The organism is Streptomyces sp. KLMMK (assembly GCF_036961605.1).
GTDB classification, from domain to species: Bacteria; Actinomycetota; Actinomycetes; order Streptomycetales; family Streptomycetaceae; genus Streptomyces; species Streptomyces telluris.
Window position 1 is genome coordinate 1 of the sequence record NZ_JBAMDC010000178.1, and the last position, 13,247, is coordinate 13,247.

At 71.4% G+C, this 13,247-nt stretch carries 15 protein-coding genes and 1 riboswitch; of the genes, 7 read left to right on the forward strand and 8 right to left on the reverse strand.

Going from position 1 to position 13,247, the window contains the following annotated elements:
- The coding region (locus tag V7793_RS22705) for an SseB family protein (protein ID WP_443057968.1) at window positions 1-392 on the reverse strand (392 nt) is incomplete at its 3' end.
- Between the two features lie 288 nt (window positions 393-680).
- On the opposite strand from V7793_RS22705, the gene V7793_RS22710 reads away from it, so the two are divergent.
- The gene (locus tag V7793_RS22710) at window positions 681-1,229 is read left to right on the forward strand and encodes a hypothetical protein (protein WP_336009329.1); all 549 of its coding nucleotides are present in this window, start codon (window positions 681-683) and stop codon (window positions 1,227-1,229) included.
- A gap of 16 nt (window positions 1,230-1,245) precedes the next feature.
- Here V7793_RS22710 and V7793_RS22715 read toward each other — a convergent pair whose 3' ends face one another.
- A complete protein-coding gene (locus tag V7793_RS22715) occupies window positions 1,246-1,956 on the reverse strand; it encodes an AAA family ATPase (protein ID WP_336009330.1) in 711 nt (236 codons plus the stop codon).
- Between the two features lie 165 nt (window positions 1,957-2,121).
- A riboswitch (glycine riboswitch) is annotated at window positions 2,122-2,229 on the forward strand.
- A 150-nt stretch (window positions 2,230-2,379) separates the two neighbouring features.
- Here V7793_RS22715 and gcvT point away from each other — a divergent pair.
- From gcvT to V7793_RS22735, 4 genes are all read left to right on the forward strand, one after another.
- Window positions 2,380-3,495 carry a glycine cleavage system aminomethyltransferase GcvT gene (gene gcvT / locus V7793_RS22720; protein WP_336009331.1) on the forward strand — a complete coding sequence of 372 codons (1,116 nt, stop codon included), beginning with the start codon at window positions 2,380-2,382 and terminating at the stop codon, window positions 3,493-3,495.
- Window positions 3,496-3,595: 100 nt separating this feature from the next.
- Window positions 3,596-3,973 (forward strand): glycine cleavage system protein GcvH, encoded by a 378-nt coding sequence (gcvH, locus tag V7793_RS22725; protein WP_336009333.1) that lies wholly within the window; start codon window positions 3,596-3,598, stop codon window positions 3,971-3,973.
- Between the two features lie 45 nt (window positions 3,974-4,018).
- The gene (gene glyA / locus V7793_RS22730) at window positions 4,019-5,281 is read left to right on the forward strand and encodes a serine hydroxymethyltransferase (protein WP_336009336.1); all 1,263 of its coding nucleotides are present in this window, start codon (window positions 4,019-4,021) and stop codon (window positions 5,279-5,281) included.
- A gap of 151 nt (window positions 5,282-5,432) precedes the next feature.
- Entirely contained in the window at window positions 5,433-6,815 is a 1,383-nt protein-coding gene (locus tag V7793_RS22735; RefSeq protein ID WP_336009338.1) for an L-serine ammonia-lyase, read from the forward strand.
- A gap of 98 nt (window positions 6,816-6,913) precedes the next feature.
- Here the strand turns inward: V7793_RS22735 and V7793_RS22740 are convergent, their stop codons facing one another.
- On the reverse strand, window positions 6,914-7,771 hold the full coding sequence (locus tag V7793_RS22740) for a hypothetical protein (protein WP_336009340.1): 858 nt from the start codon (window positions 7,769-7,771) through the stop codon (window positions 6,914-6,916).
- A gap of 174 nt (window positions 7,772-7,945) precedes the next feature.
- Between V7793_RS22740 and V7793_RS22745 the strand changes: the two genes are divergently transcribed.
- Complete coding sequence (locus V7793_RS22745; protein ID WP_336009342.1) at window positions 7,946-8,503, forward strand: hypothetical protein; 558 nt, start codon at window positions 7,946-7,948, stop codon at window positions 8,501-8,503.
- On the opposite strand, the gene cutA is transcribed toward V7793_RS22745, so the two are convergent.
- Window positions 8,490-8,825 carry a divalent-cation tolerance protein CutA gene (gene cutA, locus V7793_RS22750; protein WP_336009344.1) on the reverse strand — a complete coding sequence of 112 codons (336 nt, stop codon included), beginning with the start codon at window positions 8,823-8,825 and terminating at the stop codon, window positions 8,490-8,492. The two genes, V7793_RS22745 and cutA, sit on opposite strands and share 14 nt — an antisense overlap.
- Before the next feature lie 78 nt (window positions 8,826-8,903).
- Here cutA and V7793_RS22755 point away from each other — a divergent pair, with 78 nt between their 5' ends.
- Complete coding sequence (locus tag V7793_RS22755) at window positions 8,904-9,215, forward strand: hypothetical protein (RefSeq protein WP_336009345.1); 312 nt, start codon at window positions 8,904-8,906, stop codon at window positions 9,213-9,215.
- Between the two features lie 80 nt (window positions 9,216-9,295).
- Here the strand turns inward: V7793_RS22755 and V7793_RS22760 are convergent, their stop codons facing one another.
- The 4 genes from V7793_RS22760 to V7793_RS22775 all read right to left on the reverse strand — a co-directional run bounded on the left by V7793_RS22760 (window position 9,296) and on the right by V7793_RS22775 (window position 12,789).
- Window positions 9,296-9,511 (reverse strand): EF-hand domain-containing protein, encoded by a 216-nt coding sequence (locus V7793_RS22760; protein WP_336009347.1) that lies wholly within the window; start codon window positions 9,509-9,511, stop codon window positions 9,296-9,298.
- A 404-nt stretch (window positions 9,512-9,915) separates the two neighbouring features.
- Entirely contained in the window at window positions 9,916-10,524 is a 609-nt protein-coding gene (locus V7793_RS22765; RefSeq protein ID WP_443057969.1) for an ATP-binding protein, read from the reverse strand.
- Between the two features lie 206 nt (window positions 10,525-10,730).
- Complete coding sequence (locus tag V7793_RS22770; RefSeq protein ID WP_336009351.1) at window positions 10,731-11,498, reverse strand: enoyl-CoA hydratase/isomerase family protein; 768 nt, start codon at window positions 11,496-11,498, stop codon at window positions 10,731-10,733.
- Window positions 11,499-11,616: 118 nt separating this feature from the next.
- Window positions 11,617-12,789, reverse strand: coding sequence for a L,D-transpeptidase (locus V7793_RS22775; protein WP_336009353.1), 1,173 nt, complete (start codon window positions 12,787-12,789; stop codon window positions 11,617-11,619).
- Between the last annotated feature and the right edge of the window lie 458 nt (window positions 12,790-13,247).

Sequence of the window (13,247 nt, forward strand, 5' to 3'; positions counted from 1 at the left end):
GCGCCCACGGAGCCCTCGGGGTTGACGACGATGCCCACCTGCGGGGGCAGGCCGCGGGCGAACTCGACGGCCGGGGCGACGGCGTACGGCATCCGCTCGCCGGCGACCCTCAGGAACTCCCCCTCGGAACTGAAGACGGGCACGAAGGCCTGGCCGCCGAGCTCCAGCGTGGGCAGGTCGAGGCCGGCGCTGTCCGGACCGCCGCCGGACGGAAGCGGAACCCATACGTGGCTGCGGCCGAGGGCCTCCACGATGCGGGGGCCCGCGCCGGGCGCGCCCACGGAGGCGGCGAGCACCTCTTCGAGTTCATTGGCGGGCCAGCCGGGCGGGGCGGCCGCGGGCGCGCCGCCGCCGGGGGCCGGACTCCAGCCGTACTGCCCGGGGATGCTCATCTCGTCCAACTCGTCCAATGCCGCCCAACCACTCTCGACGAAGCCGCACATGCACCCTAACGGCTGTACCCCCGCCGGCTCCTGCCGGCTGCCGAAATCGCCGGTGATGTCCCAGGTCAGGGCGGGCCGTACGGGAGTCCGCCCCCTCCCGTCGCGGCACTGGCCGTAGCCACCGGGTTGCACAGGGACACCGCAGGTCACACGGTGATCGGGCAGCTGCCCTGCAGCGCCACCGGCTCCGCCGCCCCGCCGGCCGGCCGGCTCCTCGCACCGAAGGGAACCTCCAGCATGCGTGTCAACAAGTTCGCCACCTCGGCGATAGCCGTCGCCGCCTGCGGCTCCGTGGCCCTCGCCGTCGCGGGCCCCTCCCTGGCCGCCGTGAACGCGCCGGACCCCGACATGTCCGTCGTGCTCCCGGCCACCGGACCGAAGTCCGCGGCCGCCGTCCACCAGCAGCTCGACGCGGTGGGACAGCTGGGGGAGGCGCTCACGCTGGTCTCCCGGATCGGCAAGGAGGCGCAGTCCAGGACGCCGGACGCCGGCGCGCTCAAGGAGATGCAGCAGCGGCTGCGGTCGTCGGCGAACCGGCTCGCCGACTCCCTCCGGAAGTCCCCGCCCTCCTCGGGGCGCCCGGCGGTGGCTCCGCCGGACGACGTCCACGACCTGCTGAAGAAGCTGCAGAAGGCGATCGAGAAGCTGATCGGCGCGGCGACGAGGAACGACTCGGAAGGCGTCCAGTCGGCGATCACGGAGGCCCTCGCCGTCGTGAAGGACCTCCTGGCGAAACTCCCCCTGACGGAAGACGGCTCGACCCTGCCGGCGCCCCTGCCGCTGTAGGCGGCGCCGGGCGCGCCTACTCGAAGGTGATCCTCCGCAGCGCGTCCACCGCCCCGCGGTCCAGGAGGACCACCGAGGCGACCCCTGCCGGCAGGCGCCCCGGGCGGTCCGCGACCGGCGGGCCCGGGACCGGCGGCTCCGCCACCGACGCGAGCAGCCGGGCCATCGCCCTCCGGTGCCGGCGGAAGGCGTACGGCGAGACGCCGCGGCCCCGCGCCGCCTGCCCGGCCAGGGCGGTGCCCGGCGGCACGTCGAGGAGGAGCAGGTGGGCCGCGCCGCCCCGGCGCCGTGCGTCACGCGCGATCCAGCGGCGGACCCAGCCGCGCTGCCCGCAGTCGTGCACGACGGCGCTCGCGGTGGAGCGCAGGGCGCGGCGCAGCGCCGCGTAGTGCGCGAGGCGGGCGAAGGGCCGGTAGGCCGCGTACGGCAGCCAGCGGGGTGCGTGCCGCTCCAGACGCTCCCGGGCGTCCTGGGAGTCGACGCACCAGACGATGCCGTCCTGCGCGTCCAGCACGGACACGGCCCGCCGGATGAGCGTGGACTTCCCGCTCCCGGGCAGCCCGGAGACGATCAGCACGTCCCCCGCGGGGAAGCGGAGCTCCCCGCGGCCCGCTCCGGAGCGCAGGTCGAGGACCCCCGCCCGCGGCCGCGCCGCGCCGCTGTCCGCCGCGGCCGCGCCGTGCGCCCGCGCGGGCCCGGCCGTCCCTGCTGTCGGTGCTGTTCCCATCCGTTCCGCCCCTCCCCCGGCCCCGGTCACTGCCCGTCACCGCCCCCTACCCACAGAACGTAAAAGAAAGGTAATCGAATTCGGGGGCCGCCAGGCAGTCCGTAACGCGCCTGTACGTGCAATGATGTGCGCGCCAACTGCGTATCCAACTGCATACCGGCCGCTCGAATCCGCGCGGGAGAGTCCCAGGCTGCACGCTACGCCGTGTGCGCTGGGCGCCGAAGGAGCAAGTTCCTCCCTTGAATCTCTCAGGCCCCGTACCGCGCGGACGAGGCAGATCTGAAAAGCGGGCCGCACCGTGCGCGGCTCCACCCAAGGTGCAAGCCGGACCCCCCGCGTGTCGCGGCGGCTCCCGGTGAACCTCTCAGGTTCCGATGACAGATGGGGAGGACGTCCTCACTGCCATGTCCGGGAGCCCACACCATGACCGACACCTCTCGCCGCACAGCCCTCGACGCCCTGCACCGCGAGCTCGGCGCGACCATGACCGACTTCGCGGGCTGGGACATGCCGCTGCGCTACGGCAGCGAGCGCGACGAGCACGTCGCGGTCCGCACCCGCGCCGGTCTGTTCGACCTCTCGCACATGGGTGAGATCACCGTCACCGGCCCGCAGGCCGCAGCCCTGCTGGACTTCGCCCTCGTGGGCAACATAGGGAGCGTCGCCGTCGGCCGCGCCCGCTACACGATGATCTGCCGCGAGGACGGCGGCATCCTCGACGACCTGATCGTCTACCGCCTCGCCGACGCGGAGTACATGGTCGTCGCCAACGCCTCCAACGCGCAGACCGTGCTGGACGCGCTGACCGAGCGCGCCGCCGGCTTCGACGCGGCCGTCCGCGACGACCGCGACGCCTACGCCCTCCTCGCCGTCCAGGGCCCGGCCTCGCCGGCCATCCTGAAGTCCCTGACGGACGCCGACCTGGACGGCCTGAAGTACTACGCGGGCCTGCCGGGCACCGTCGCGGGCGTCCCGGCCCTGATCGCCCGCACCGGCTACACCGGCGAGGACGGCTTCGAGCTGTTCGTCGCCCCGGACGACGCCGTGAAGCTGTGGCAGGCCCTCACCGAGGCGGGGGCCGGCGCCGGCCTCGTGCCGTGCGGGCTCTCCTGCCGCGACACGCTGCGCCTGGAGGCGGGCATGCCGCTGTACGGGCACGAGCTGACGACCGCGACCACCCCGTTCGACGCGGGCCTGGGCCGGGTCGTGAAGTTCGAGAAGGAGGGCGACTTCGTGGGCCGCGCCGCGCTGCAGGCGGCCGCGGAGCGCGCCGAGGCGCAGCCGCCGCGCAAGCTGGTCGGCCTGATCGCCGAGGGGCGCCGCGTGCCGCGCGCCGGCTTCTCGGTGGTGGCCGGCGGCGAGGTCGTCGGCGAGGTCACCTCCGGCGCCCCCTCCCCCACGCTCGGCAAGCCGATCGCCATCGCCTACGTGGACGCGGCGCACGCCGCCCCCGGCACGCAGGGCGTGGGCGTGGACATCCGCGGCAGCCACGAGGCCTACGAGGTCGTCGCCCTGCCCTTCTACAAGCGGCAGCGTTGATCTTCCCCGTGGCTCGCCCGGGGGCTTCCCTGCCCTCTTTCATCTCCCTCTGTCAAGACCCGTTGCACAAGCACTCACGCGCATCCAGGAGAATCTAGCCATGAGCAACCCCCAGCAGCTGCGCTACAGCAAGGAGCACGAGTGGCTGTCGGCCGTCGAGGACGGCGTGGCCACGGTCGGCATCACCGAGTTCGCCGCCAACTCCCTCGGTGACGTCGTCTACGCCCAGCTCCCGGCCGTCGGCGACACCGTCACCGCCGGCGAGAGCTGCGGCGAGCTGGAGTCGACCAAGTCGGTCAGCGACCTGTACTCCCCGGTGACCGGCGAGGTCACCGAGGCCAACCAGGACGTCGTGGACGACCCCGCGCTGGTGAACTCCGCCCCCTTCGAGGGCGGCTGGCTGTTCAAGGTGAAGATCACGGACGAGCCGGCGGACCTCCTCTCCGCCGCCGAGTACGACGCCTTCACCGCAGGCTGACCCCACCCCTCGCCCTCCCTCGCCCAGGAAGTCCAGGAAGAACTCATGTCTCTGCTGAACAGCTCCCTCCATGAGCTCGACCCCGACGTCGCCGCCGCTGTCGACGCCGAACTCCACCGCCAGCAGTCCACCCTCGAGATGATCGCCTCGGAGAACTTCGCTCCGGTCGCGGTCATGGAGGCCCAGGGCTCGGTCCTCACCAACAAGTACGCCGAGGGCTACCCCGGCCGCCGCTACTACGGTGGCTGCGAGCACGTCGATGTCGTCGAGCAGATCGCCATCGACCGGATCAAGGCGCTCTTCGGTGCCGAGCACGCGAACGTCCAGCCGCACTCCGGTGCGCAGGCCAACGCCGCCGCGATGTTCGCGCTGCTCAAGCCGGGCGACACCATCCTGGGTCTGAACCTCGCCCACGGCGGGCACCTGACCCACGGCATGAAGATCAACTTCTCCGGCAAGCTCTACAACGTGGTCGCCTACCACGTCGACGAGCAGACCAACCTGGTCGACATGGAGGAGGTCGAGCGCCTCGCCAAGGAGCACCGCCCGAAGCTGATCATCGCCGGCTGGTCCGCGTACCCGCGCCAGCTGGACTTCGCCGCCTTCCGCCGGATCGCCGACGAGGTCGGCGCGTACCTGATGGTCGACATGGCCCACTTCGCGGGCCTCGTCGCCGCCGGTCTGCACCCCTCCCCGGTGCCGCACGCGCACGTCGTGACGACCACCACGCACAAGACCCTCGGCGGTCCCCGCGGCGGTGTGATTCTCTCCACTGCCGAGCTGGCCAAGAAGATCAACTCCGCTGTCTTCCCCGGTCAGCAGGGTGGCCCGCTGGAGCACGTGATCGCCGCGAAGGCCGTCTCCTTCAAGGTCGCCGCCAGCGAAGAGTTCAAGGAGCGCCAGCAGCGTACGCTGGAGGGCGCGAAGATCCTGGCCGAGCGCCTGGTGCAGGCGGACGTCGCCGAGGCGGGCGTGTCCGTCCTCTCCGGCGGTACGGACGTGCACCTGGTGCTGGTGGATCTGCGCAACTCCGAGCTGGACGGCCAGCAGGCCGAGGACCGCCTCCACGAGGTCGGGATCACGGTCAACCGGAACGCCATCCCGAACGACCCGCGGCCGCCGATGGTCACCTCGGGTCTGCGGATCGGCACCCCGGCGCTGGCCACCCGCGGCTTCCAGGCGGAGGACTTCCGTGAGGTCGCCGACATCATCGCCGAGGCGCTGAAGCCGGTCTACGACGCGGAGGCCCTGCGCGGCCGCGTCACGGCCCTGGCGGACAAGCACCCGCTGTACCCCGGCCTGAAGTAACACATCTGCATCCGTTTTACGCATCGGTACGGGGCACCGGGCACACTGAAGAGTGAGCGCTCGGTGCCCCGCACCACGCGCCCCCGTACCACCGTGGGCGCCCCCCTCAGCACGACCCGTACCACCTCCAAGCAGACAGGGAGCAGCCACCGTGGCCATCTCCGTTTTCGATCTCTTCTCGATCGGCATAGGCCCGTCCAGCTCCCACACGGTGGGTCCCATGCGGGCCGCGCTGATGTTCACGCGACGGCTGAAGAACGAGGGCCTCCTGGCCCACACCACCTCCGTCCGGGCCGAGCTCTTCGGCTCGCTCGGCGCCACCGGCCACGGCCACGGCACCCCCAAGGCCGTCCTCCTCGGCCTGGAGGGCTACTCCCCGCGCACCGTCGACGTCGAGCTCGCCGACGCCGAGGTCGAGCGCATCCGCGAGTCCAAGCGCCTGCGGCTGCTCGGCGCGGAGATCGGCAACACCCACGAGATCGACTTCGACGAGTCGACCCAGCTGATCCTGCACCGCCGCCGGTCCCTGCCGTACCACGCCAACGGCATGACCCTCTTCGCCTACGACGAGGCCGGCGCCCCTCTGCTGGAGAAGACCTACTACTCGGTCGGCGGCGGCTTCGTCGTGGACGAGGACGCGGTGGGTGAGGACCGCATCAAGCTCGACGACACCGTGCTGAAGTACCCCTTCCGCACCGGTGACGAGCTGCTGCGCATGTCCCGCGAGTCGGGCCTGTCGATCTCCGCGATGATGATGGAGAACGAGAAGGCCTGGCGCACGGAGACGGAGATCCGCGAGGGCCTCCTGGAGATCTGGCGCGTGATGCAGGCGTGCGTGTCGCGCGGCATGGCCCGCGAGGGCATCCTGCCGGGCGGCCTGAAGGTCCGCCGCCGCGCCGCGAACACCGCCCGCCAGCTGCGCGCCGAGGGCGACCCGCAGGCCCGCGCCATGGAGTGGATCACGATCTACGCCATGGCCGTCAACGAGGAGAACGCCGCGGGCGGCCGCGTCGTGACCGCGCCGACCAACGGCGCCGCCGGCATCATCCCGGCCGTCCTGCACTACTACATGAACTTCGTGCCCGGCGCGGACGAGGACGGCATCGTCCGCTTCCTGCTGGCCGCGGGCGCCATCGGCCTGCTCTTCAAGGAGAACGCCTCGATCTCCGGCGCCGAGGTCGGCTGCCAGGGCGAGGTCGGCTCCGCCTGCTCCATGGCCTCCGGCGGCCTCGCCGAGGTGCTGGGCGGCTCCGCCGAGCAGGTGGAGAACGCCGCGGAGATCGGCATGGAGCACAACCTCGGTCTGACCTGCGACCCGGTCGGCGGCCTGGTCCAGATCCCGTGCATCGAGCGCAACGGCATGGCCGCCGCCAAGGCGGTCACCGCGGCCCGCATGGCCCTGCGCGGCGACGGCCGGCACCACGTCTCCCTCGACAAGGTCATCAAGACCATGAAGGAGACGGGCGCGGACATGAGCGTGAAGTACAAGGAGACGGCGCGCGGCGGTCTGGCCGTGAACATCATCGAGTGCTGATGCGCCGCTGAGCCCCACCGCTCCACGAGAGGCGCCCCCGCCCGGCCGATGCCGCGCGGGGGCGCCTCTCGCGTCCGCGCGTCCGCGCGTCCGGGAAGCTACTTCTGCTGCTTCTTCATCTCGTTCTCCAGGACCTCCTTCTCGGTCGCCGTCTCGGCGGCCGGAGGGGGCTTGATGCCCAGGTCCGCGCCCCAGTCGCGGTACTCGTCGGTCCGGCGGAACTCGCCCTTGGAGCCCTTGCCCGACTCCTCGGTCTTCGCGACCACGCCGTCCCCGTCCACCCAGACAACGAGGCCGACCTGCTGCACGCCGTCGTTCTTGTAGCCGTTCACGACGAAGTCGCGGTCCTTGTCCGTGATCGCGTCGCCCTTGTAGGCGGCGAGCTCGGACACGACGACCGTGCCCTGGAAGCGGGCCGCGCGGCGGCCGCCGACCGTCTCGACGCCCGTGTTCTTCACGTCCTTGGACGTGGCGAGCGCCGACGTCATCCGGACGAAGAGCTCCGACGACGGGTCCTTGCTCCTGTCGGCGCCCTCGACGCTGAACGTCCACCACTTCTTGCCGGGGACCTTCTCCCCGTTGAAGTACATCTTGTCGTTCACGGTGATGACGTGGTTGACGCCGTCCGGGTACTCGGCCGTCTTCGGGCCCACGTCCTTCATCACGGACGCGTGGGGCTTCGCCTGGAAGGCGCCCTCGGTGACGTACTCGCCGCCCTCGTCCTTGCGCGTCCCCTTGGTGCGGTAGGTGTTCTCCCGCGCCCCCTTGGCCGCGGCCGCCTTGAGCGTGCCGGCCGGCTCCGCCGCCTTGAGCGCCTTGTCGGCCCCGTTGCCGCTCTTCCCGCTGCCGGAGCCCGCGGGCTCGTCCTTGCCGCCGCCGTCGCCACCGCACGCCGCCAGGCTCAGAGCGAGAGCGACCCCCGTGGCGGCCACGACGCTCTTACGTATCGCCTTCAAGTGCCTTACTGTCCTTTGTCCGCACTTCATAAAGTTTCGGTGAGGATATCCCGTCCGATCATGGGCTGCGAGCGGAAATGACCATGACCGGAAACAGCGTGTCAGCACGCGGGAGCCGTCAGTAATGTCAACGCCCTCGTTCCGTTACCACCCCTTGATCGAGGAGCTCTCGCCATGCGCCATTCCCTCCGCGCCACCGCAGCGATCCTCGGCGCCGTCGCCGCCCTCGGCGTCACGGCTCCCCTGGCCGGCGCCGACGCCGGGACCGCGGCTGCGGCGCCCGCCGGCGCCGTGCGCATCCACAACGGCGTGCACGGCGGCTGCCTGACCACCGAAGGATCGGGCTACCGCGACCCGCGCGGCACGCTGCGCCCCTGGCTGGTGGCACTGCAGCCGTGCCAGGAGTCCCGGCAGGCCGCCCAGAGCTGGGTCTACAGCCCGGCCACGCACCAGTTCTGGTCGCAGGCGCAGCCCTACCGCTGCATCGGCAGACAGGGCTCGCTGCTCGTCACCGTGCCGTGCGACGCGGACGCGGCGGAGCAGCGCTTCCGCACCGGGCCGGCCGGCTCGGGCGGGCGGCAGAAGGTCGTCGCGGAGGCGGACGGCCGCATCTGGGAGCAGGTCACGCACCGCACCGGCTCGTCGCGCGACGCGACGGGCGAGGGGGTGCGGACGGTCCGCGACACGGGCTCGGCGGGCGCCGAGCGGAGCTGGATCCTCAGCCGCGGCTGACGCGCGTCTCCGTCCGGAGCCAGGCGAGGTACGCGTCGCTGCCCGCGGTGACGGGGGTGGCGACGATCTCCGGGGTCTCGTAGGTGTGCGCGCCCTTGATGTGGGCCTCCAGCTCGCCGTAGCGGTCCGCGGCGGTCTTGTAGAGGACGCGCCACTCGGTGTCGCTGTGCACCTCGTCCCGCCACCGGTAGACGCTGGTGACGGGGCCGTCGATCTGGGCGCAGGCGGCGAGCCCTGCCTCGACGGCGGTGGTGGCGAGGTGCCTGGCGCGCTCTTCGCTGTCGGTCGCCGTCATCACGGCGATGTACTGGGCCTCCGGCATGGCGCGACCGTACCGCAGGGGCCGTGTGCGACGGGCGGCGGGACGGGGTTGTCAGTGGCGGCCGTTACGCTCACGAACATGAGTTACGCAGACCTGCGCGAACTCCAGAGCGCGCTCACCACCGCCTCGGACATCGCCTTCTCCCTCGACGCCGCCGCACCCGCGCCCCATGAGGCCGAGCAGCTGGTGGACGCCCTGCGCAGGGCGCTGACCGCGGCGAGCGCCCTGGGTGGCGGCCTTGCGGCCACGGGCTGCTCGGAGCACCCGAAGGGCCCCGTGGACCCGCTGTACGGGGACAAGACCGATCCCCTGCCACCGGGCTGGGGCCGGTGCCTGCTGTGCAACGACCGGCGGCGCCGGGCCGGGGCGCAGCGGCGCGGCTGGCGCTGACCCGGGCCGCGACGGCGCGGCCCGGGCCGGCCTTCCCCGGAGGTCGGCCGTTCCGTGCGGGTCAGGCCGTTCCGTGCGGGTCAGCCCTTGCTGACGGAGTTCCAGAACTCCTCGAAGGACAGCAGGCGGTCGCCGTTGCCGTCCTTGGAGTCGATGATCGACTGGGCGACGGTCTCGGTGACGAAGTGGTCGCCGAGCTGCGCCATGGCCTTCTTGTACTCGGCGGCCGTGATGAAGCCGTCCCCGTCGATGTCGAACTTGGCGAACGTCTCGCGTGCGCTCTCCATGTCAGCCATGTGAGCCTCCCCTTTGGTGTGCTGGTATGACCGGCACAGATTAGCCGCCCTTTTGATCAGGCCGATCACGGCCGGATCTCACTCTGTGTAATTTCGCATAAAAATAAGTGCACCTGCTGATCCATTCGAAGAATTCAAGGCACGTGGCCCACCTCACCTTTGATTACAGAGAGAAATGGGCAGCCTTGCCCGAATTGAACAAATAGCCGTTTTGGCTGGAACGCACCCCGTCTGCCATAGTCGGAAGCCACGACCCTCATTGACCCGAGCCAGGTCGTCATCCGCCGCGGAACACACCCCATTCTCCGCGGCGCCCGAAGAGGCCCCCGGCCCGTCGCATGCCGACGGATGGGGGCCTCTTCGTTGTGTCCCGGCGGGGTGCCGCCGCCCGGCAGTGCCGCTTCTCAGCGGTCGGCGACCCGCATCTCGAACCAGGTGGTCTTGCCGCGCGCCAGCAGGTCCACCCCCCAGCGGTCCGAGAGCTTGTCGACGAGGAAGAGCCCCCGGCCCGTGACGTCGAGCTCGTGCACGGGCATCAGGCAGGGCAGCCCCCGGGAGGGGTCGCGGACCTCTATGCGCAGCCAGCCCCGCCGGCGCAGCATCCGCAGGCCGAAGTAGCGCGCGCCGGTGTGGCGGACGGCGTTGCCCACGAGCTCGGAGACCAGCAGGACGGCATGCTCGGTGAGTTGACCCGAGAGGCCCCACTGGCGCAGGACCACGGACTGGGTCAGCCGGCGGGCCGCAACGGCCGACTCGGGGCGGGAGGGCAGGCGCACCTCCCCCTGTGTGGGGTTGCCGAACAGATCGAGCGCTTTGAGCGCCAGCTCATCCTCCACGGTCGGCGACCAGCGCACAGCGGCCGTGCCGGCCCGCTGCCGTGGCTGCTCCGTTCCCTCCAGGCCCGCCATGCCCCCATCATGGCCGCCGCAAGCACGCCCGGGGCTGGAACGAAGGGATTCACCTGACCGGAATGACCCCCTCCAAGCCCGTGCGGCGACATATGCCAAGGGCAGGGGAGCGACCCGGAAACCCATACTGACCTGCGGCGACCACAGGGGCCGCAAAGATCGCCCGAAACAGCCGGAACAGCGGTTCCCCGCGGTCGCGTACTGCGCGTAATTCCCCCACAAGAGGCACCCCGGGGTGGACACCGGCACGACCGTGCGTCAACGCCGGGGGGCGGCGGCCCGCTCCGGGACCGCCGCCAACCGGCCGCATGTCAGACGAACTTGGCCTTGCCCGGCCCGTCCTCGACGAAGCTGCGCATGCCGATCTCCCGGTCCTCGGTCGCGAACAAGCCCGCAAACCAGTTCCGTTCGATGGCGAGGCCCGTGTCGATGTCGGTCTCCAGACCGGTGTCCACGGACTCCTTCGCGGCGCGCAGCGCGAGCGCGGGGCCGGCGGCGAGCCGGGCGGCCCACGCGTGCGCCTGCTCGTACACCTCGGCGGCGGGCACGACGCGGTCGACCAGGCCGAGCGCGAGCGCCTCGTCGGCCTTGACCATGCGCCCGGTGAAGATGAGGTCCTTGGCCTTGGACGGGCCGATCAGCCGCGCCAGGCGCTGGGTGCCGCCCGCGCCGGGGATCAGGCCGAGCAGGATCTCGGGCTGGCCGAGCTTGGCGTTGTCGGCGGCGATCCGGAAGTCGGCGCACAGCGCCAGTTCGCAGCCGCCGCCGAGGGCGTAGCCGGTGACGGCTGCAACGACGGGCTTGGGGATGCGGGCGACGGCGGTGAAGGAGTCCTGCAGGCCGCGGGAGCGCGCCACCATCGCGGCGTGGTCCATCTTCTGCATCTCCTTGATGTCCGCCCCGGCGGCGAACACCTTCTCCCCGCCCCACAGCACGACGGCCCGCACGTCCTCGCGGCGGGCCGCCTCCTCGGCGAGCTCGCGGATCCGGTCCTGGGCGGCGATGTCGAGCGCGTTCATCGGCGGACGGTCCAGGCGGATGGTTCCGACGCCCTCGGCAACCTCAAGATGCACAGTCATGGCACCAGGTTAGTGACACGGGGATCCGGCGGCTCCCCCCGTTCGGGCCCGGAACGCCGAGCGGCCCGGAGCGCTCGGTCACGAGTGCTCCGGGCCGCGGGCCGCGTACGAAGGGCCGTCAGCCGGCCTGGGGGGTGCTCTTGCCCCACTCGGACCACGGCAGGTTCCAGCCGTTGAGTCCGTTGTCCGGCTTGATCGTCTTGTCGTCGGAGTTCTTCACGACCACGACGTCGCCGATGAGGGAGTTCTTGTAGAACCAGGCCGCCGGGGTGTTCGGGTCGCCGCCGCCGCGCTGGTCCTCCAGGCCCACGCAGCCGTGGCTCGCGTTCTCCGCGCCGAAGGTCGAGGAGCCGGACCAGTAGTTGCCGTGCAGGAAGGTGCCGGAGGTGGACAGGCGCATCGCGTGCGGCACGTCCGGGATGTCGTACTCGCCCTTGCCGTCGCCCTTGGTGAAGCCGACGGTGGCGCCGTTCATGCGCGTCACATCGTGCTTCTCACTGATGACCATCTGACCGTTGTACGTGGGGTTGGCGGGGGCGCCGGCGGATATCGGGATGGTCTTGATGACCTTGCCGTCCCGCTCGACCGTCATCTGGTGCGACTTGGCGTCGACCGTGCTGACCTGGCTGCGGCCGACCGTGAACTTCACGGTCTTCGACTGCGAGCCGTACACGCCCTTGCGGCCCTGGACGCCGTCGAGGTTCAGGTCGACCGTCACCTTGGTGCCGGCCTTCCAGTACTGCTCGGGCCGGAAGTCGATGCGGTCGTTGCCGAACCAGTGGCCCTTGACCTCGACGGCCGGCTCGGTCTTCACCTTGATGGCGCGCTCGACGGCCTTGGGGTCGGTGATGCCGCGGCTGAAAGTGACCGATACGGGCATGCCCACGCCGACCGTGCTGCCGTCCTCCGGCGTGAAGTAGCCGACGAAGGTGTTCTGCGGGGTGAGCGTCGTGAACGACGCGTGCTTGGCCGACGGGCGGCCGGCGTCGTCCTTGGCCAGGGCGTCGACCGTGTACTTGCTGGACGCACCGAGGTGGGCGGTGGGCTCCCAGGCCGCACCGTCGTCGGTGATCCTGCCGTCGACCGTACGGCCCTTGGCGTCGGCGACCTTGACGGAGGTCAGCTTGCCCTTCTGGGCGGTCACCTTGAGCGCACCGGACGTCGCGACGTCCTTCGTGCCGTCCTCCGGCGCGATGGAGACGACGGCCTCGGACGGGCCGTCGGGCACCTTCTTGGCGCCGCCCTTCTTCCCGTCGTCGTCACCGCCGCCACAGGCCGTGACCAGCAGCATCAGCGCGCCGAGAAGCAGCGCGAACAGACCCCTTCGCCGGGCTGCGCGCCCTCTCGGTATCAGCTGCACGTTCACAATCGGTTGTCTCCCCTCGCACGGCCCGCGGCCACGCGGCGCCCCCGAAAGCGCGGCTCACGCGCTGGCGATAGATAACCACAGGGCTCCTGCGCCGCCGTCCCGTGGAATGTCACCGTTCGGTCCCAAATGGGAACGGTGGTACGAGACATGCGGCGAGGGTGATCCCCGTGGCTGAAGGTGAGCATCATAATCCGGCCACCCGCGTGCTCCCGCCCGGGGGCGGCCCGCTGCCCGCAGGCGGGCAGAGCGCCCGCGCCGCCCGGTCCGGCGCCCGATCACCCGTGTGAGCGCACGCGTGGTTCTGGGCAGAACTGGGGGCAAGGACGGAACCGCCGCCGCCCGGCACGGGACGCCGGGCGCCCGGCGCGCTGCCCGCGAGC

Excerpts from the sequence above, each read along its gene's own strand:
- V7793_RS22710 (WP_336009329.1), top strand. The coding sequence starts at position 681 with ATGCGTGTCAACAAGTTCGCCACCTCGGCGATAGCCGTCGCCGCCTGC.
- V7793_RS22715 (WP_336009330.1), bottom strand. The coding sequence starts at position 1,956 with ATGGGAACAGCACCGACAGCAGGGACGGCCGGGCCCGCGCGGGCGCAC.
- gcvT (WP_336009331.1), top strand. The coding sequence starts at position 2,380 with ATGACCGACACCTCTCGCCGCACAGCCCTCGACGCCCTGCACCGCGAG.
- gcvH (WP_336009333.1), top strand. The coding sequence starts at position 3,596 with ATGAGCAACCCCCAGCAGCTGCGCTACAGCAAGGAGCACGAGTGGCTG.
- glyA (WP_336009336.1), top strand. The coding sequence starts at position 4,019 with ATGTCTCTGCTGAACAGCTCCCTCCATGAGCTCGACCCCGACGTCGCC.
- V7793_RS22745 (WP_336009342.1), top strand. The coding sequence starts at position 7,946 with ATGCGCCATTCCCTCCGCGCCACCGCAGCGATCCTCGGCGCCGTCGCC.
- cutA (WP_336009344.1), bottom strand. The coding sequence starts at position 8,825 with ATGCCGGAGGCCCAGTACATCGCCGTGATGACGGCGACCGACAGCGAA.
- V7793_RS22755 (WP_336009345.1), top strand. The coding sequence starts at position 8,904 with ATGAGTTACGCAGACCTGCGCGAACTCCAGAGCGCGCTCACCACCGCC.
- V7793_RS22760 (WP_336009347.1), bottom strand. The coding sequence starts at position 9,511 with ATGGCTGACATGGAGAGCGCACGCGAGACGTTCGCCAAGTTCGACATC.
- V7793_RS22770 (WP_336009351.1), bottom strand. The coding sequence starts at position 11,498 with ATGACTGTGCATCTTGAGGTTGCCGAGGGCGTCGGAACCATCCGCCTG.
- V7793_RS22775 (WP_336009353.1), bottom strand. The coding sequence starts at position 12,789 with ATGCTGCTGGTCACGGCCTGTGGCGGCGGTGACGACGACGGGAAGAAG.